Genomic DNA, 18,734 nt, shown 5'->3' with positions numbered 1-18,734 from the left:
ATTAATCGTAAAAAAGGCGGAATAATAAAATGTTTGATTACCTAATTGTTGGAGCAGGATTCGCTGGAAGCGTACTTGCAGAGCGTTTGGCGACTCAGGCTGGCAAAAAAGTTTTGATTATTGATACCCGCAACCACATTGGCGGTAACGCATACGATCATTACGATGATGCTGGCATCCTGGTTCACAAATACGGCCCGCACATCTTCCACACCAACTCTCGCGATGTCTTCGAGTATCTCTCCCAATTCACCCCTTGGCGGCAATACGAACATCGCGTACTTGCTAGCGTAGACGGCCAACTTCTCCCCATTCCCATCAACCTCGACACTGTTAATAAGCTCTACGGATTAAACCTCACTTCATTCCAAGTCCAAGAGTTTTTTGCATCTGTTGCTGAACCCAAAGAATATATCCGTAACAGTGAAGATGTAGTTGTCAGCAAAGTTGGACGGGAACTCTACGAAAAGTTTTTCCGCAACTATACCCGCAAGCAATGGGATATAGATCCATCCGATCTAGATAAGTCAGTAATCGCAAGAGTACCAACTCGTACCAACCGCGACGATCGCTATTTTACAGACGCTTATCAAGCAATGCCTCTGCACGGCTATACCCGGATGTTCGAGAAGATGTTGAATCACCCCAACATCAAGGTCATGCTTAACACCGATTATCGCGACATCTTGGGAATGATCCCTTATAAAGAGATGATCTATACCGGACCCGTCGATGCATACTTCAATTACCGCTACGGGAAGCTACCCTATCGTTCGTTGGAGTTTAAGCACGAGACGCATAATGTGTCTGTCTATCAGCCACAGGCGGTAGTGAATTATCCCAACGAACATCTTTACACCCGCGTTACTGAGTTTAAGTATCTGACCGGACAAGAACACTCCAAAACTAGCATTGTTTACGAATATCCGCGTGCCGAGGGAGATCCATACTACCCCGTACCGCGTCCAGAAAATGCAGAACTCTACAAGAAATATAAGGATCTAGCTGACGCAACTCAAGGCGTACATTTTGTGGGACGTTTGGCTACTTACAAGTATTACAACATGGATCAAGTAGTCGCTCAAGCTCTCACAATCTTCAAGCAGATCGGCACCAAACCGTCGATAGAACTGCTAGGGAGTATGAATGGCTCTGCCCAGAATGGAAGCCGCGTTGATATTGTTGATAAAGCAATTCCTGTGGAACCCATAGTGGCAAACGGTAACGGAAAAGCTGTTAGTAAATAGCTGATAGACGTATTGCTAGAAAGCTGAGGTAAGGGTTTTTCTAGCCCTTGCCTCCTCTATCAGAGCTATTTTCAATCCCTAAGAGGGATTTATAGGGCAATAAAATTCGCCATCATAGATAACAAGATTGCATTCGCCACGCTCTTCACTTTTTGCGATCGCTCATTGCTAAACAGCTGTTAGTTGTCGAGATTGATGCTGTTGTCTCACACCCCTAACTTGCTGTACCTGCCTTGAAAAGGCGATCGCGCTTCCCTTTTTACCAACATTTGAAAACTACACATTACTAATTGAGGCTTGTGCATATGAATACTCTTTTTCAAGTTGTCCCCTCTAGCGATATTTTCGATAGTCCAAAGGCAACTCACTTCAGTCGTGATGTTCAGAACGTTATTAAAATTCTCCATTCTCCTGATAATTGGGATACTGATAAAGTATCTCAATTTACCCGCGAGGTTGAGAGCATTGTTGAGGCTGGAGTAAAAACTATTGTGCTTGACCTCAAAAATGTCACCTTTATGTCCAGTGCTGGCTTAATGACTCTCGTTTCCATACTGAAAACCATTAGAGAAGCTAATGGCAAACTTTTAATCCGTTCAGCAAACGAGCAAGTCACAATGTTATTTGAAATAACAGGTTTAGATCAAGTTTGCGAGTTTATTGGCCGTTGAAGCATAGCACTGCTTAAACTTAACGTAAGTAAGGGTCACTCAGAGAATAAACAAAAGCACTTGTCCTGCTTCTAAGGACTCTATCTTCTTCGTCGGAAAGACAACAGTCATTCGCTGCTACGCAGGATTCATAATTCTGAGTGACCCTAACTTTCTCAATCAAGCGTAATGTCTTAAGGGAATCGTCTCAGTCATAGTACCGCCCGTAATGGGCAAGCATCCTATAGTTTCAGAGGTTAAAACGAGCGTTCAGTTCTACATTACTGGCAATAAGTTAATTAACCAGCCACTGAAAGACATTAACGTTACTATATATATATACTTTGCTTTGCTGCACTTGGCAGCCAACCAAAGCTTTTGGCCGATGGCGAGCTAGGTGTCAGGGTGAGGCAGAGCGTTTCCCGGCTTACCGCGATACCGAGCCACTACAACGGTTACAGGGTTTTTAAATCGCCGCTAGAAAAATTTATCCAGGCAGTTGCAGCAGCGGGGCTTGAAAACCTAGTTAGGTATCTGAGCCAAGGCGATAACTCAGTATTTTCACTTATCTACAACCCGCCAGCACCGCTTAATTGGCATCAAATCGCTCAAACCCATACTGTGCAAGGCTTGAAAAAAAGTTTTCAATAAATCCCGAAAAAGAGTTCAAGCGGGTGTACTTGTGGGTACGCTAGATATATAACCTTTGGTAGATGTCTGTATGAACTCTTTAGGCAAGTTGCTAGAAAATTGCTACATCAAGCCCCCCGGAGCCGATTCTGAGGCTATTTTTGATTTGGCTTATCCGCGTCCGCAGTTGCAGCGCCAACACTGGATTTCTCTGAACGGCCCGTGGAAGTTTACATTTGATGACGATGGTCAAATGGTTCGACCGCAAGATGTTTCATCTTGGACTCATACTATTCAAGTTCCCTTCGCGCCCGAGTCCGCAAAAAGCGGCATTGGCGACACTGGCTTTCACCCCAACTGCTGGTACGAGCGTGAATTTGACGTGCCTGTAGATCAGGGTCGAGTGCTGTTACACTTCGGAGCTGTAGATTATCGCGCTAAGGTGTGGGTCAATGGCGAATTTATGGCTGACCACGAGGGTGGACATACCCCGTTCAGTATTGATATTACACCTAATTTGAATAAAACCGGGTCGCAGAGGGTGACACTTTGGGCACAAGACGACCCCCAAGACTTGGCTAAACCTCGCGGTAAGCAAGATTGGCAGCTTGAACCCCATAGCATTTGGTATCCGCGCACCAGCGGTATCTGGCAAACGGTTTGGGCTGAGGTGGTTCCTACTACTTATATACATCGTCTACGCTGGACTCCACACTTCGAGCGCTGGGAGATTGGGTTTGAGGCTTTCGTCGAGGGTGCGAAACGCGATGGTATGCAAATCAAGGTCAGATTGACAGTTGGCTGTAATCTGCTTGTGAACGACACCTACGAAGTGATCAACGGTGAGATTCACCGACGCATCGCCCTATCTGACCCTGGTATTGACGACTACCGCAACGAATTGCTGTGGAGTCCTGAGAAGCCAACTTTGATCGATGCTGAAATTCAGTTGTGGTCAGATGGCGAGCTAGTGGATGAAGTTAAATCCTATACAGCGATGCGGACTGTGGCAATACAGCGCGATCGCTTCATGCTCAACGGTCGCCCTTACTATCTGCGCCTAGTTCTAGACCAAGGTTACTGGCCCGAAACTCTGATGACCGCGCCTTCCGATGAAGCATTGCGGCGCGATGTCGAACTAGCCAAAGCTATGGGCTTCAACGGAGTCCGCAAGCACCAGAAGATCGAAGACCCCCGGTTCCTATACTGGGCAGATGTACTCGGTCTGATGGTTTGGGAAGAAATGCCCAGCCCTTATCGCTTTACTCCCAAAGCAGTAGAACGCATTACCAAAGAGTGGACAGAGGTAATCGAGCGCGATTCCAGCCACCCTTGCATTGTGGTGTGGGTTCCCTTTAATGAATCTTGGGGAGTTCCCGACCTGACAGCAACGCAAGCACACCAACACTGCGTCCAAGCGCTATATCACCTAACGAAAACCTTAGATCCGACTCGCCCAGTAATCGGGAACGACGGTTGGGAAAGTGCCGCAACAGACATCCTCGCCATCCACGACTACGATAACAAGCCCAGACGGTTAGCAAAGCGCTATGGGCCTGAAGTCAAGCTAGCAGATCTCTTCGATCGCCAGCGTCCGGGCGGGCGGGTTCTGACGCTTGACGGTCATCCCCATCAAGGACAGCCGATCATGCTTACTGAATTTGGGGGGATTGCCTATGCTGGTCGCGAAGATCGCAAAGCTTGGGGATACGTGCGCTCTGAGAATTTATCGGAACTGCAAATACGATACACTGCGCTTCTGAATGTGGTTAACAAAGTTGAACTGTTCAGCGGTTTTTGTTACACCCAGTTGACGGATACTTTCCAGGAAGCTAACGGTTTGTTGTATGGCGATCGCACTCCTAAATTCCCAATTGAGGCAATCAAAGCGGCGACTATGGGCTGGGGTGATGATGAGGAAGATCTAATAGAAGGATGTGTTGACGCAACATGGTCGCAATCGGATCATGGACAGCCAGCCCACCAGTGTGCCCAGTAATAGCTCTTTTTCTTCAACGCCGCCACCCCCAGCCAATTATTAGTAGGTGGCCTAGTCTACCTACTAATAAGGGCAACACTTGTAATGGAGTAAACTGCTGGCAAGAGATGGAATCCGCGATCGCGTCTTTTAGACTTGTTTATGGATTGCTTTGAATGTTCCGCCCATCCGTTGCCTTCGAGAAAACACTTGGATGTAATCGCTGATGGTTGGGATGACGATATCTATATTTTTAGTCAACAGTTGGTGCAGCGCTTTGAAAGAATGGCTTTTGCCTTTAGAAAAGTGCTAACGGAGTAAACCGATAAGGGTAATTTACCAAGAGGGCGAGCGCAAAATTTACCAGCCTTTAGCCAAAAATTGGCAACACCAAAGACACTAAATTGAGCAACTACTAGGCAAAAGTCAGATAAAGCCTTAAATCTAGTCGCACTTTAGGTAGAGTCATAAATTTCTCAAAGGTTATACCCGCAGATAAACTCAGTTTATCTGCGGTTTTCATTTTGTAGCAATGTCCTAAAAACTCTACAGCATTTGCAACTCTCGGTAGAGGCAAAGAAAATCAGTACAAAGCTATACTCCCAAGAGTTTCAGCCGGACATAGCCAGAGTGAAGATGTACTCCCAGCAACTCTTAAAGCCGGATGGTCGCAAACTTACGCTATACAGCAGATATCCCATAGAGGAGGGCATCATTGCCCCCAGTCCAAGTAACGAGCCAGTTCAGGCAAATCCACACTTGCGCTGGCATCCGTTGCGCGGAGAATGGATTGCTTATGCCAGTCACCGACAGGGGCGGACTTTTATGCCGCCGCCGGAATATAACCCGCTAGCACCCACCAAAGATCCTGATTTTCCGACAGAAATACCCCAAGGTCGGTATGATATGGCGGTTTTCGATAACCGCTTCCCATCTATGGTTTTGACATCTCACGATCCGCCTGCCAGCATTGTGGAAACTGTTCCGGCAAACGGTACTTGTGAGGTAGTAGTTTTTACTCAAGATCCGGAGACTTCATTGGGTTCTCTGGAACTGGATCATCTGGAATTGGTGTTGCAAGTTTGGGCTGATAGAACTCGCGTCATTGGAGAAAATCCACACATTCAGTATGTGCTGCCGTTCGAGAATCGGGGTGTGGAAATGGGAGTAACTTTGTCTCATCCTCACGGACAAATTTATTCTTATCCGTTTGTGCCTCCCGTTCCAGCAAAAATGTTGGCGCAACAGCAAGCTTATTATCAGGAGCATCAGCGGGGTTTGCTGCAAGATTTGATACAAAAGGAGATTGAGGATAAGCAGCGGCTGATTTATTTGGATGATGACGCGATCGCATTCGTTCCTGTTTGCGCCCGTTATCCTTATGAAGTCTGGGTTGCCCCAATTCAGCCAGTCGCGACGTTCATGGATCTTACTGAAAAACAGCGTAGCGCACTTGCTAAAGCTCTAAAGACTGTCACTCTTAAATATGATGGTTTGTGGAATCGTCCCTTTCCTTATTTGATGGCTTGGTTTCAAGCGCCTACTGATGGGAATCCGCACCCAGAAGCACACCTGCACGCCGAGTTTTTTCCCCCCTATCGTACTAAAGATAGGCTGAAGTATCTGGCGGGTACTGAACTTGCTGCGGGGATGTTTGCTAATGATGCTTTGCCAGAGGAAAAGGCTAAGGATTTACAGGCTGTAGCTGTAACCCTGGAAACGCCAGTGCGTTTGTGAAGACGATCCCCCCAACCCCCCTTAAAAAGGGGGGCGTTAGATTTTTCCCCTAGTTAAAAATGGCTTTAAATTTATCCCTGTTTAAGGGAGGCTTAAGATTCCTCTTCTAGCTAAGGGAATCTTTAGATTTTTCTTTAGTTAAGGACGGCTTTAGATAAACCCCTCTTTTAAAGATGGCTTGAAATTAATCCCCCTTTTTAAGATGGACTAGGGGCGAGTAAAAATGTAACAGCAGAATCAATAAATGCTATGAATCAATTAAGTGAAGAAGTTTCATCCAAAATAGAATTAATCCGGAAAGCGCTCAGTGAAAATGACGCCCAGGGTTTGCGATTGCGCGGTACAGATTGGTTTGCTTGGGCGACTGCTGGGGGTTCAAATACAGTTTTGCTGACGGCTGAAACTGGAGTTGCAGAGGTTCTGGTAACTTTAGAAAATGCTTGGATATTGACAGATGAAATAGAAGCGCAACGTTTTAAAGATGAGGAAATTCCGGCAAATTTCCAGTTTTACGTCAATCCTTGGGCAGATGCGGAAAATCGCGAATCTTTTGTGCGAGAAGCTACTAATGGTGGGAAAATTTTGAGCGATCGCCCCATCCCTCATGTAGAGAAGCGATTACCCGCGTCTCTACAACAACATAAACTAACCATGACGCCAAGCGAGCTAGAGCGATATCGTCAACTTGGGCGTAAGGCTAGCGAAGCGATGACAGAGGTGCTAAAAGCTGCCAAGCCTGATTGGACAGAATATCAGCTTGCGGGCGCGGGTGCAGAGGCTTTGTGGGCGAGGGGCATACATCCAGCCCTGACGCTAGTAGCAGGCGATAGGCGTTTGCCGCTTTACCGTCACGCTACGGCTAGCGGGGAAAAAATTGGACAGCAAGCGATGCTGGTATTTTGCGCTAGGGCACATGGTTTGTATGCGAATCTTACCCGATTTGTATCATTCGGTTCGCTTTCCGATGAACGTGCTAAATTGCACCACCATGTCCGGGAAATTGAAGCGGAAGCGCTGAATTCTTTAAAACCTGGGGTAGCCCTTAATGCAGTTTATGACACGTTAGCTAATGCTTATCAAAAGCACGGTTTTCCTAATGCAATCCGCGAACATCATCAGGGTGGAACTACGGGATATATGGCGCGAGAAGTTGTAGCCAATCCCACAACTAATGACACTCTGGCGGAGAATATGGCTGTTGCTTGGAATCCAAGTTTACCAGGGGCAAAGATTGAAGATACTTTTGTTCTTGCTAATGATGGAAAGTTGGAAAATATGACTTTAGATCCAAATTGGCCTAGCGTAGAGGTAGAGGGAAGGTTGCGACCCGTACCTTTGGAAGTTGGATAATGGAAATGTCCTAGCGAATTCCATTCGCGGCTATACAGACAAAACCTGCTTGACAAAGGGTTAAAAATACCAATTTTTCTTAAGTCCGCGCAGGCGGACTTTGTTTGTGTAGCCGCGATTTATAATCGCTAGGGGATTTTCTGCCAAAGGTATATTCAGCAACGCGGGGCAATATGTCACACGAAAAGATTGAAAAGCTGACTCCAGAGCAAGAAGCTTTAATTCCAGTTTATCGTGAAAAGTGGAGAAAGATTGCGCTTTCTACTGAACCGATTGATAGAGAAAAAGCTGCTGAAGCGGTAAAAAATGCTTATGAAATGATAGGCGAAGAAGAGCCTAAAATTATTTTTTGTGATAGCCCTTATTCGGCTTTTAGCTATTGGGAAAATATACCGATAGGTGGATGGGAAACAAGAATGGGGGAGCAAATAGAGAGTGGATTAGGTAGCGGGCTGAAGGATCGGATGTGGTGTGACCTATGGTATGAAAGTAACCTTTATATTCAAGTGAAAAGCATACTGCAAGATCAAGAATATCAAGAATTGATGAGTTATTTAGAGATGGGCATAAATAAAATACTAGAAAGCCAATTAGAAACTCAATTTGAGTATAGGGATTACTACGCGGCTGAACCCTTAGTCCTACCAGAAGACTGGACTGGTTTGGCTAGTTTATATGAATTTTGTGTTTCTGCCCTTAGTTACCAAGCAGATATAGAAAAATGGAAAATATATCAGCAGCTAGTCAAACATAGTGGCTGGATTTTCACCTTTGAAAAGATTTGCTTCGTGTGCGATCGCCCCCGCATTCTCTCCTTCGATAACGAATATCGTCTCCACGCGGAAGGCGCACCAGCAATACAGTTTGCCGATGGATACAGTCTCTACGCCTATCATGGCGTGACACTACCTGAAAAATATGGGAAACTCCACCCGAATCAGTGGCAACCCCAATGGCTTTTAGAAGAAGATAACGCCGAACTGCGGCGAGTGCTAATTCAAGGAATTGGCTACGAACGCATCGCCCAGGAATTAGGAGCAATAGAGTTAGATTCGTATCAAGAATATACTTTATTAAAAATAGATAATAATGTTGATGTCGAGCCAATATATTTATTAAAGATGACTTGCCCAAGCACCGGATTCATTCACGCCTTGCGCGTGCCACCTGATATTGAATCGGCACGGGAGGCTATTCGTTGGGTGAATTGGGGAATTGATCCGGAAGAGTTTGCCATTCAAACCTGAACCAAATTCATATACATTAGGGCTAAAAATATAAAAGCCACGTAGGTTGAGTTGAGTAACGAAACCCAACTATTATAAGCATTTTTTTATTATATTATAGTTTAATGACTCTGCGCTTATCGGTATTTGATATATACTAGCATCCTTTGTATTTAAAATAACAAATTGCTTTAACAGTAAGACTATTCTTTAGCTAGAAGTATAGATTAAATCTTAGCAATAAAGTTAGCTATTATCACCCAATAAAAAACTTGTCGTGGGATTGTACATCCCATAAAGCAAGTTTTTTTATAATCTTTTGTGCTTGAATTAGTGAGTTTAGCTTTTAGCTATTAGTCTCAGAAGTTAACTTCGCGATCTTGAAGTAAATTTTCCAGCGAGCGCTTTTTGGAGTTTATCTTCTGAATGTATAGCACTCCCCTAAAACCCAAACATCGTTAAAAGATCTATATAAGCCATGACACACTTTGGTGTAATTTGCCCACCTTTTGCTGGTCATATTCATCCTATGGCAGCCTTGGGACGAGAGCTGCAACGGCGCGGTCATCGCATCACCTTCCTGCAAATACCCGATTTAGAAACAGCAGTACTCTCTGAAGGACTAAACTTTTGGCCTATTGGAAAGTCTGCTTATCGACCGGGCGAACTTGCCGAAAGCTTCACAGAATTAGGTAAATTAAGCGGTATAGAATCCCTACGTTATTCAGTAGACTTGTGCCAACGTTTCACAGCTACGATGTGCAAAGATGCTCCCCGTGCAATTGCAGAAGCGGGAATTGAAGCACTGCTGGCAGATCAGCTAGAACCAGCAAGCGAAACAGTAGGCGAATACTTGGGTATGCCTTTTGTAACCGTATCCTGTGCCCAAGCGATCCACCGCAAAGCAGAAATTCCTCCGTTCTTTACTCTTTGGAACTACGAGAATAAGTTGTGGGCGCGTCTTCGCAATCAGGCTGCTTATTACCTATTAGATCGCAATAGCCAACCGCTTCTGCAAGCTCTCAATCAGTATCGTAAACAGTGGAAGTTGCCAGCGGTTCGCAAGTTGTATGCATCGCGTTCTCGACTTGCCCAAATTAGCCAGCAACCTGCTGCTTTTGATTTCCCCTGCACCAACCTACCAAAGCACTTCCATTACGTTGGCCCTTTTCGCAATGCATCGCCGCGAAAAATTTCTTTTCCCTACGAACGCTTGACCGGACAACCGCTGATCTATGCTTCGCTTGGAACTGTGCAAAATACTAAAGAGGATATTTATCACTACATCGCCGCAGCCTGTCAGGGGCTGGATGTGCAACTGGTTATCACTCTTGGGGGCGGGATGGATGTAGAAGCGGTGCAAGGACTGCCCGGTTCTCCCTTAGTTGTAAAATATGCCCCTCAACTAGAACTGCTTTCCAAAGCTAGGTTAACCATCACTCACGGAGGACTCAACACGGTACTAGATTCGCTGAGTCAAGGGGTTCCTATGGTTGCCATTCCAATTACATACGAACAGCCAGGAACGGGAGCGCGAATTAAGTGGACAGGGACTGGGGAAGTGCTTCCTTTAGCTAGCCTGAACGCGACCGAGCTGCAAGCAGCAATTCAACGGGTGCTAACGGAGGATTCTTACTTAAATAATGCCTTAAGGTTGAAGGAATCTATCCGTCAATCAGGTGGAGTAAAAAGAGCTGCCGATATTGTTGAGCAGGTTGTCAAATCCGGGCATCCAGTCCTGTCGGGATTAACGCCAGTTGTATCTAGACGGGTTGCCTATTCTACCTAATGATTTTGGCAGGGAGTAGGTTCTCAACTTTAGTTAATCCTAGTCATGGCAGTTAACTCATGAGGTTGGAATTATTAGCTCCCTGCCAAGCTGTCCATGCCGAATATACGTCTTCCTCCACAACAGCTTTCTTACTAAAATCTGGGGTACGATCGACTAACACTTTGAGTGTTGAAGTGTAAGTGTTCTCAAGTATTTGATGGCCGTAGCCGATAACTTTGCCGATGTGGCCTGTTTTTTGACTTAGGACGTAATCACCTATATTAAGCATAGTTACTAGCCCTCTTTGTTTCCTTAAAAGCTTTCCGATTGTGCCATTTATTTTATAGAAGCTCTACTTATTATTTGCTCTTTCTACGAGCTAATCAAGCTTATTTTTAGGTCTATCTCCGGTAGGATGTATCGTTAAGCAGTGCTGTGATAAACAATACAATAGTTATTTTTAAATAGTTAAAGGTGTGGAAATAGATTAAATATTGAAAGAATAACTATGGCTGGTTGAGGGCAAGGTTAACAAAATGATGCATAATATGATGTTAATCAAGCCTATAATTTTATATAACTATCATAGTTAATTCAGTTAGGGATAGCCAGCCACAAACAAATTAATTTTAAAACTTTTTCGTTAATAAAATACGAAAAAATGTCAATGTAACGCTAGCTCGTAATAAATTATGATGGACTTCCAGCAGATATTTGGTAAAACACCTGAAACGCAAGCCAGCGCACCAGGACGGGTGAATTTGCTAGGCGAACACACCGACTACAATGATGGATTCGTGTTACCAACAGCGATTCCACAACGGACAACGGTAAATTTGGGTTTCAGCAAGGATGGACAGCACCACTTCTATTCGCAAGAACTCGACGAACGGGTAAGCATTTCAGACAACGAACACACTCCGCCAGGATTCGCCAGCTATATATTGGGGTGTATCAGGCTTTTGCAGCAGGAAGGAAAAGCAATACCGCCGCTGAATCTGCACGTAAGTTCGTCGGTACCGATGGGTTCGGGTTTGTCTAGCAGTGCGGCTTTGGAAGTTGCAACGCTCAGGGGAGTGCGATCGCTCCTCAATCTCGATCTCGATGATGTCCGCATCGCCGAACTAGCACAACAGGCGGAAATTCAATATGCTGGCGTCAACTGCGGCATTATGGATCAGATGGCTTCGAGCTTGGCTGACACGGATTCTATGCTGTTTTTAGACACGCGATCGCTCGAACGCCAAGTTATCCCTTTCCCTGCTGGTGCAGAAGTTTTGGTGATCGATAGTGGCATACCGCGCACGTTGGCGACTAGCGGATACAACCAGCGTCGCGCTGAGTGCGAAGAAGCGGCGCGATTGCTGGGGGTTAAAGCCCTCAGAGATATCACAGATCCTCAAGCAGTGGAAAATTTACCCGAACCCCAGCGGCGTCGCGCTCGTCACGTCGTCACCGAGGATAACCGGGTGCTGGAGGTTCTGCAAGGAGTGTCAGCACAGCGGTTTGGGGAATTGATGAACGCTTCTCACGCCAGCTTGCGCGACGATTACGAAGTTTCCGTTCTAGGACTGGATACCCTCGTGGCGATGTTGCAAGAAACGCCGGGAGTTTTTGGTGCAAGGCTTACTGGTGCTGGTTTTGGGGGTGCGTGCGTGGCTTTGGTTGAGGCGGGGAAGGCGAAAGCGATCGCCGCTGACGTACTTGCACGCTACAACAGTGCAGGTTACAGCGGAACCATATTGGTTCCAGACGCAAGTTAGCTAACTTTGCTCGCCCTGAGTGGGAGTTGCTACGCTATCTCCTGACTTCGAGGGCCATCTAACAGTGAGAATGGTAGAATCTTCCTCAGCACTCCAATAATGGGGCACTCCAGGCAACCAAAGAACGTAGTCGCCTTCACTAGATAATACGATTTCTTGCTCTGGAAATTGCAATCGAAATCGCCCTTTAACGAGTATTGAAAGTGTAGTTGCTTCGACGTTTGTTGCCCACTGGGTTCTACCTTCTCCTGCTTTGTGGACGCCCCATTTTACTTCTAGGTTTGAGAGCGAACGAGGGTCATCGCTAGGGGTGATAAAGTGCCCCATGAACCAACCACCACGATTTGCACCTTCAAGAGGTGCATTTCCAAATACTACATTAGGTTGCATTGGCTTATACCATTTTAGATTTTGGATTTAAACATCCATGCCAGTAGGTAGTTTACCAAATCCAAATGTTTATAAACAAAAGATTAATGTTAGTTGTAGAGACGCGATAAATCAGCGTCTCTGCTATGTTATCAACAAATAGATTTCTCTTGGGAGACTTTCTCTAGTTTGTTGAGGAGTTCTTCTGTAAGCGGTTTGGTGATAAGAATTGGGTGTTTCATGTCTCCCCACTTCATTCCAGATTGCGTTTTGTAGGCGATCGCAATCTCAGGTATTTGCGGCGACACCAGCACCCGCGCCGGGGACAATTGGCCTAATAGTCTAGCATGGCGATAGTGGTGCGATCGCATTAAAGCATTGTCTAAGCGTTGAGCGATCGCATCGGGAGATTCCTTCGCACTATCGAGCAAAAGGATGTAATGTTCTTTCGGTTTAGTTGCGGGAACCAAGCTTTTAAAAAAAGTCCCTTCTAGCGCTAAATCTTCAATAACATCGCGCACGAAATCAGAATAAAGCTTCTCGCCGACAAGATCGCTAGTTTCTTGAGTTCTTCCGATAAACTCCAGACAAGGCGTAGCTTTGTAGAAATGGCTGACGCGCACGCGATCGCCCATGCGGTAACGGTATAAACCTCCCTTTTGAGAAATAATAATCTCATAAATATTTCCCGGTTTAATCTCGTGGAGGCGGTGTATTTTGCCCTCATTATCCTCAAATTCAAAGAACACTTCATCAACTAGGGGAACGCATCCCTTCGCTTCAATTAAAGGAATCGTCATTGGCGCTTCAGTAGCGAGGAGTCCTTTTCCTTGGATGAGGACATGGGGAAAGAGCGATCGCAGAAAACCCGCACCATCCGCAGCGTTGGCGCTATCCCAGCAGGAGATTAATTTTAGTTCTGGCCAAATTTGCATCCACTCGATGTTTGGCTCTAATAGCAGCCTATAACGTTTAGCTGATATTTTATTTTTAAGTTTTTCACGCAGCCGCATTCGGTTAGTTTGGATGTAGTCGAGGATAACTTTTAAGAAACTCGGACTCCAGATCGAGATAACTTCCAGATTTTCTTCTATTAGGAGAGCTTGTGAAAGTTTTTCCTTAAATTCTTCAGCATTTTTAAGGCGATGCAATCCCGCCGGAGCAACTAGAAACGGACTCAGAAACGACCTCAACCAGCCATCGAGATATTCTGAGTCATCTCTCATTCCTACGGTAATTCCTTGCTCATTTTTAGGAGAGTTGTCAAGCTGGGGGGAGATGCAAAAGTATATTTTGCCCGTCGAGAAACTTGGGCCATGCATAATCAAATCGTGCGCCCAAATGCAGAACATCTGGTTAAAGCTATTTTTAAGAGATTTAGTATACGGAATTAACTTAGCTGGCCCGCGACTACCAGAGGTTTTCTCGTATAACAGAATTGGTTCTGGAGTGAGGATGGAAGCATTACTTTTTTGCTGTTTATCGAGCCATTCTTTCATGTCGTCGTAGTCAACAATGGGGATGCGATTCCAATCGGCGAACGACCTGATATTTAAAGATTTGCCGTACTCACTAGCGGCGAGATGACTAAAAATTTCTTGCTGAACAGATTGCTGCGCTGCTTGCGGATTTTGCAGTGCGTTATGGAATTTCCAGACATAAGGTGCAAGAAGGTTGCCGAATATTTTTACAAGAGGAGACATCATAGTATTTTAGATTTTGGATTGATAATTTACTAAGTTTGAGAAAATTTTTTATTGGGATAGATGTGGGTGAAGACAGGAAGGTATGTTCCCTCTTCAATTGAGACTCCGGGGCCAATGTGGTTCCATGCTCCTAAGAAGACGTTACTGCCGATTTTTACTTTCTTTACATACAGCATTAAGTTTTCTTTTCTGGGTTTTATAATGTGCGGATAAATACCGACTCCGTGCCCGAAAACCACGCGATCGCCTATTTCGATTAAACCGCGATCGGCAATTTCAAACTGCGGCGTCCAGTAGACGTTTTTACCAACTTTAGATCCCCAAAGTCTCAGCCACAATGAAAAAGCTCCGGGGATAAGGCGAAGCAATACTTCTAGTGTAGGGAACGCTATATATATAACTTGAATTTGGTGGCTTCCCCACCAAGGCGAATAGCCTTTTCCGCCTAAATAGCTAACCCCTTCTTTTAGTGGATAAACAGCATTATGGACTCGATATACAAGTAAGGGAAATATATAAATGGTAGATAAAAACGCCAAAACGCTGAAGATTCCTGGGGAAAAACAAATCCATAAAAATGACGCGATCGCCATCAAAATAACTAAGGCGGGAAAGCAGGAAAGGATAATGCTTAAAAAAGTTATGGGATTAGCCTTTGACTCTTCAGCTTTGTCTATTGGCGTTGTTGGGGCTGCGTCTATTATTTCTTCGTTCACTGCTTTTTATATCCTCAATATAAAATCTAAAATCCCAAGGGCCAGACTAACTTTTCTATTAAGGTGAGGTCTGTTTTAACTCCTAAAGAATCAGGTGGATTTTCGCAGTGATAATAAGTTCCGTGAAGCTTATCCCAAAACTTAAAATTTGCTCCATAGTTAGCGCGATCGCTTGCAGTAGCATGATGCCATGCATGATCTTGGGGTAAGATTAGCAAGACCGATAGCAAGCGATAAAGTAATGATTTTGGCTTCGGGGCGATCGCGCTGTGACGCCACAAGTCTAAAGCGCAAGTTAGGCTTACACCTGCAATGTACCAAGTTGGCTCTTGTAGTAGATAAATAAACAGAGCATGAACCCACAAGTAGACGATTAGGAAGCTTGTCCACAAAGTATTCCTAGAGGTAGAAAGTACGTTCATTTCTGTACTGGTATGATGAACCATATGGACAGGCCAAAACCACCGACTGTGAAGCAAGCGATGGTTCCAATAGTAAACGTAATCTACAAAAACGAAGCTGAGAAAAACGGCTGCTATAGGGTGAACGGACAAACATCCGCTAAAGCTGGGTAAGAGATAGCGGTATAACTGATAGACCGCTGTAATTTGAAGTATTGGGATAACAATTCCCTGAAAAAATAGGCCAATACAATCCAAAACCCAATCCTCGTAGCTTCTTCCTCGGAGAGCGGATAACCTGCGCTCATTGGAAGCCGTCAGCGCCATCAAAACTACGAATGCAGCGAAAACGCCCATAGTTAATTACACCCCTTTGGGGAAAAGTAGCTTGGTTGCTGAAATAATTTTTTACTATCTAATAGTTGCTAATCCAAAACCCTATTACACCCAGAAAGTTACTTCGACTGATTTATCTGAAAGCGTTCTAGGATCTTCTCCAGCTTCAATCTTGTTCCGGATAGACTCAACAAAGACGTGAATTGTGTCGGCTGGCGTGTTGGCAATCTGATTGCCGTATTTATCGATTACGTCTTGCTGGATACCAAGAATTGCCACATCCTGACTGATAATGTGTTGAGCCGTCCAGCGCACAAAAGGACGGGCGATTTTATTCCAAATTCCGTAGTTGAAAGTAACGTCCGTATAAACTAAAGTTGAATCCTCAGTTTCGGGTATTGATTGGCTGGTAATAAAAAATCTCCTTTTTGCAGCCATATCGTACTCGACGCTTGTGATGTTCGGCATATGAAAGCTATCCGTGTGCCGAATCTCGTAACCTTTCGGATTTAAAAAGCGCGTGTACCAGCCAAGGTTGCTAGTTTCATTGCGATATTCTACGAAAACAGAACCGTTTCGTCTCTCTACAGCCATTTCGAGTTGCTGTTGGCGAGGCTTGCGAAATACACCTGGGTGAACTGAGGCTGTGTGGGGGATATCAATGAAGTTCTCCGCACAGTTAGTCACGTTGTTTCGGAAGCGGTTAATAACTCGAACTGTCTCCCAGCCAGGTTTGCCATAATAAGGCATTGGGAAAGGCTCAAATTGTTCGCTTGGGTTGTTTGCTAGCCTTACATAAACATATCCATCCTGCTCTTTTGTATCGTATGTTTTGGCTCTGCGAGAATCGAGAACTTTGAAGTCTTTTCCCTCAGCGGGGACAGCTACAACTTTGCCATTTTTGTCATAAACCCAGCCGTGATAGGGACACTGAATTTTTCCCTGACAGATTTTACCTTTAGAGAGACGGCTGTTTCTATGCATGCAGCGATCGCGCAACGCCACAGGCTTACCATCATCTCCCCGAAACACCGCCAGCCATTCTCCAAGAATTGTGCGTTCTAACACAGTATTACCTTGGAGTTGTTCGCTTAGTGCTACGACATACCAAAAGTCCTCAAACTTAACCGTTCCTCTTTTACTAATTATCGATGCTGGAGTAGAAATTGATAGTGTATTCAATGGTTAATACCAAGTAAATTCGCTAGTGAAACTTAGGAATTAAAAAATACCGCTTTACCCCAAAGTTGAGCCACTTTAACGGTATCTTTTTACCGATACAACTACTCTGCAAAAGGAGCAATTTTAATATCGCTTGTAAGATCTAGCTGACACGCTAACCTTGCTCTAGAGTTTTCTGGTGCTAAAGTCTCTAAAAGCTCTTTTTCTTCTTCGCTTGGAGGTGGAATATCGCCATCGATAACTACAAGACAAGTTCCGCAAATTCCGGTGCGACATCCGAAAAGCACCGGAGAATTTTGCACCGTCAAATACTCAGAAAGATTGGAGTGTTTCTCCAGCGTAAGAGTTTGGTAATCTGTTCCTAGAAAGTCAACTTTGCAGCTTTGCATATTCATAAAGGGAGCGGGGATTGCGAATTGGGGATTGCGAATTGGGAAGATTTTTCCCCAGTTCTTACCCTCCATTCTCTATTCCCTATAGAGGAGAAAGCCTTTTTTTGAGTTGCTAGATACTTAGGGATAGAATTGGCAGCCATAATAGACATTTCCTTATTACTCTGCCAAGCGTAGTCAACTTTTTCGAGATAAATTTTGTAAGACTCCATTGCTTCTTGATGAGTTTGATAGCTGCGGTGCAGCCCATCAGATTCTTGGGTAAAACACAGGCGCATCATTTCTTTAGCATCGCGATCGCTCATGCCAAAAACTGGCGATCGCAGCACTTCGTAAATCGCAGAATACAGCGCCGCATCGTACCAAAATATGCCGTTTATAGCAGCGGAAAAGTGATAATGATCTCTCTGACAACCGCGTAAACCCAAGTTAGCTACTAACTTCTCAAAAGGTGTCGGCGGCTTGAGACACTTAACCACATCATGGGAAAGAATCGTAGAGCTGTTAAAGTGAAAGCTCTCATCCATGAAGTGATAAAAAGAAATTTTTGCTGGTATAGGCGCGTTTTCCTGGTCTGGATGTTTCTGGTAGTAATTGCTCAGTTTGTGCTGAACTAACTTTCCGTTTAGAGTCCGCACTCCCCGCACCGTAAAATATTGGCAAGCTAAGAATGTGTTTCCGGCTGATAGCATTCCAAAGCACTGAAGCTGGACTTTTTTCCACCACGTCTTCAAAGCGTTGGTGTCAGCAAAAATCATTGTTTCTGCAAACGGCCCGCGCATAGGATAGCTGAATACACGCTTGCCAAACAAGGCTGATTCTACCTGAGTAGAGACTGTTCTAAAAGCGCTGATGTGTGCGCGTTCCTGAGCAGATTCTAAGTCTAGAGTATCGCAGACTAAACGAAAGTCTTCTTGGGCATAAAGTCCGGCGGCGCTAGTTTGATTAAAGTAGATTGTGGCAATCTCTGCGGAGACGATTTGCGAGTAGTAAGCTACCCAATATAGCTGGTTTAATACTACTTTCTGGCTTGGACTAGCCTGCTCCCATAAAGGAGTTCCATAGAATAAAGAAAATTCTTCTGGATTCCAATATTCGTCCTTACAATCTTCATATCGGAAAGACGCCGCCGCTTCATCCAGCAATTGAGTATGATCCTGCTGCTTGTTGCGCGTGTGGTTGATCTGAAGCTTGCGATAAACTTTCTGATTTTCTAAAAGTGTGTTGCTTTTCTCGTTCATTTTGCTAATTGCGAATAATTTCAACTATGAGCCACATAT

Annotated in this window: 16 protein-coding genes; 8 read left to right on the top strand and 8 right to left on the bottom strand. The window is 44.8% G+C overall.

All coding sequences use genetic code 11. The annotated features are described in order from the left end of the window. The first annotated feature begins 29 nt into the window (after positions 1–29). The 7 genes from glf (at position 30) to H6F77_RS02605 (ending at position 10,607) form a co-directional block, all read left to right on the top strand. Entirely contained in the window at positions 30–1,247 is a 1,218-nt protein-coding gene (gene glf, locus H6F77_RS02635; RefSeq protein WP_190485075.1) for a UDP-galactopyranose mutase, read from the top strand. A gap of 305 nt (positions 1,248–1,552) precedes the next feature. After that, positions 1,553–1,918 carry an STAS domain-containing protein gene (locus H6F77_RS02630; protein ID WP_190485073.1) on the top strand — a complete coding sequence of 122 codons (366 nt, stop codon included), beginning with the start codon at positions 1,553–1,555 and terminating at the stop codon, positions 1,916–1,918. Positions 1,919–2,618: 700 nt separating this feature from the next. Beyond that, positions 2,619–4,526: a glycoside hydrolase family 2 protein gene (locus tag H6F77_RS02625; RefSeq protein WP_190485071.1), complete on the top strand. Its 1,908-nt coding sequence runs from the start codon at positions 2,619–2,621 to the stop codon at positions 4,524–4,526. A gap of 615 nt (positions 4,527–5,141) precedes the next feature. Next, positions 5,142–6,242 carry a galactose-1-phosphate uridylyltransferase gene (gene galT / locus H6F77_RS02620; RefSeq protein WP_190485112.1) on the top strand — a complete coding sequence of 367 codons (1,101 nt, stop codon included), beginning with the start codon at positions 5,142–5,144 and terminating at the stop codon, positions 6,240–6,242. Positions 6,243–6,491: 249 nt separating this feature from the next. Continuing rightward, positions 6,492–7,592 carry a M24 family metallopeptidase gene (locus H6F77_RS02615; protein ID WP_190485069.1) on the top strand — a complete coding sequence of 367 codons (1,101 nt, stop codon included), beginning with the start codon at positions 6,492–6,494 and terminating at the stop codon, positions 7,590–7,592. 173 nt (positions 7,593–7,765) lie between these two features. Then, on the top strand, positions 7,766–8,839 hold the full coding sequence (locus H6F77_RS02610; RefSeq protein ID WP_190485067.1) for a DUF6745 domain-containing protein: 1,074 nt from the start codon (positions 7,766–7,768) through the stop codon (positions 8,837–8,839). Between the two features lie 457 nt (positions 8,840–9,296). After that, positions 9,297–10,607, top strand: coding sequence for a glycosyltransferase (locus tag H6F77_RS02605; RefSeq protein ID WP_190485065.1), 1,311 nt, complete (start codon positions 9,297–9,299; stop codon positions 10,605–10,607). A 52-nt stretch (positions 10,608–10,659) separates the two neighbouring features. On the opposite strand, the gene H6F77_RS02600 is transcribed toward H6F77_RS02605, so the two are convergent. Next, positions 10,660–10,878 carry a hypothetical protein gene (locus H6F77_RS02600; protein WP_190485063.1) on the bottom strand — a complete coding sequence of 73 codons (219 nt, stop codon included), beginning with the start codon at positions 10,876–10,878 and terminating at the stop codon, positions 10,660–10,662. A gap of 403 nt (positions 10,879–11,281) precedes the next feature. Here H6F77_RS02600 and galK point away from each other — a divergent pair, with 403 nt between their 5' ends. After that, on the top strand, positions 11,282–12,352 hold the full coding sequence (galK, locus tag H6F77_RS02595) for a galactokinase (RefSeq protein WP_375335913.1): 1,071 nt from the start codon (positions 11,282–11,284) through the stop codon (positions 12,350–12,352). Here galK and H6F77_RS02590 read toward each other — a convergent pair whose 3' ends face one another. From H6F77_RS02590 to H6F77_RS02560, 7 genes are all read right to left on the bottom strand, one after another. Beyond that, positions 12,353–12,742: a signal peptidase I gene (locus H6F77_RS02590; RefSeq protein ID WP_190485061.1), complete on the bottom strand. Its 390-nt coding sequence runs from the start codon at positions 12,740–12,742 to the stop codon at positions 12,353–12,355. It lies immediately after the preceding gene. Between the two features lie 131 nt (positions 12,743–12,873). Then, on the bottom strand, positions 12,874–14,427 hold the full coding sequence (locus H6F77_RS02585; RefSeq protein ID WP_199321143.1) for a GH3 family acyl-acid amido synthetase: 1,554 nt from the start codon (positions 14,425–14,427) through the stop codon (positions 12,874–12,876). 29 nt (positions 14,428–14,456) lie between these two features. Beyond that, entirely contained in the window at positions 14,457–15,143 is a 687-nt protein-coding gene (locus H6F77_RS02580) for an acyl transferase (protein ID WP_309228787.1), read from the bottom strand. A 26-nt stretch (positions 15,144–15,169) separates the two neighbouring features. Next, entirely contained in the window at positions 15,170–15,901 is a 732-nt protein-coding gene (locus H6F77_RS02575) for a sterol desaturase family protein (protein ID WP_190485059.1), read from the bottom strand. Positions 15,902–15,985: 84 nt separating this feature from the next. Then, the gene (locus H6F77_RS02570) at positions 15,986–17,062 is read right to left on the bottom strand and encodes an aromatic ring-hydroxylating dioxygenase subunit alpha (protein ID WP_199321142.1); all 1,077 of its coding nucleotides are present in this window, start codon (positions 17,060–17,062) and stop codon (positions 15,986–15,988) included. Between the two features lie 101 nt (positions 17,063–17,163). Continuing rightward, positions 17,164–17,457, bottom strand: a complete 294-nt coding sequence (locus H6F77_RS02565) for a 2Fe-2S iron-sulfur cluster binding domain-containing protein (protein WP_190485058.1) — start codon at positions 17,455–17,457, stop codon at positions 17,164–17,166. Next, on the bottom strand, positions 17,454–18,695 hold the full coding sequence (locus H6F77_RS02560) for a P-aminobenzoate N-oxygenase AurF (protein WP_190485056.1): 1,242 nt from the start codon (positions 18,693–18,695) through the stop codon (positions 17,454–17,456). Before H6F77_RS02560 ends, H6F77_RS02565 begins: the two co-directional genes overlap by 4 nt. Positions 18,696–18,734: the final 39 nt, after the last annotated feature.

The sequence above is a fragment of the Microcoleus sp. FACHB-831 genome, assembly GCF_014695585.1.
In the GTDB taxonomy this organism is placed as follows: domain Bacteria; phylum Cyanobacteriota; class Cyanobacteriia; order Cyanobacteriales; family FACHB-T130; genus FACHB-831.
The sequence above is the reverse complement of the archived record's forward strand: the minus strand, read 5'-3'. Positions and strand labels throughout refer to the sequence as shown.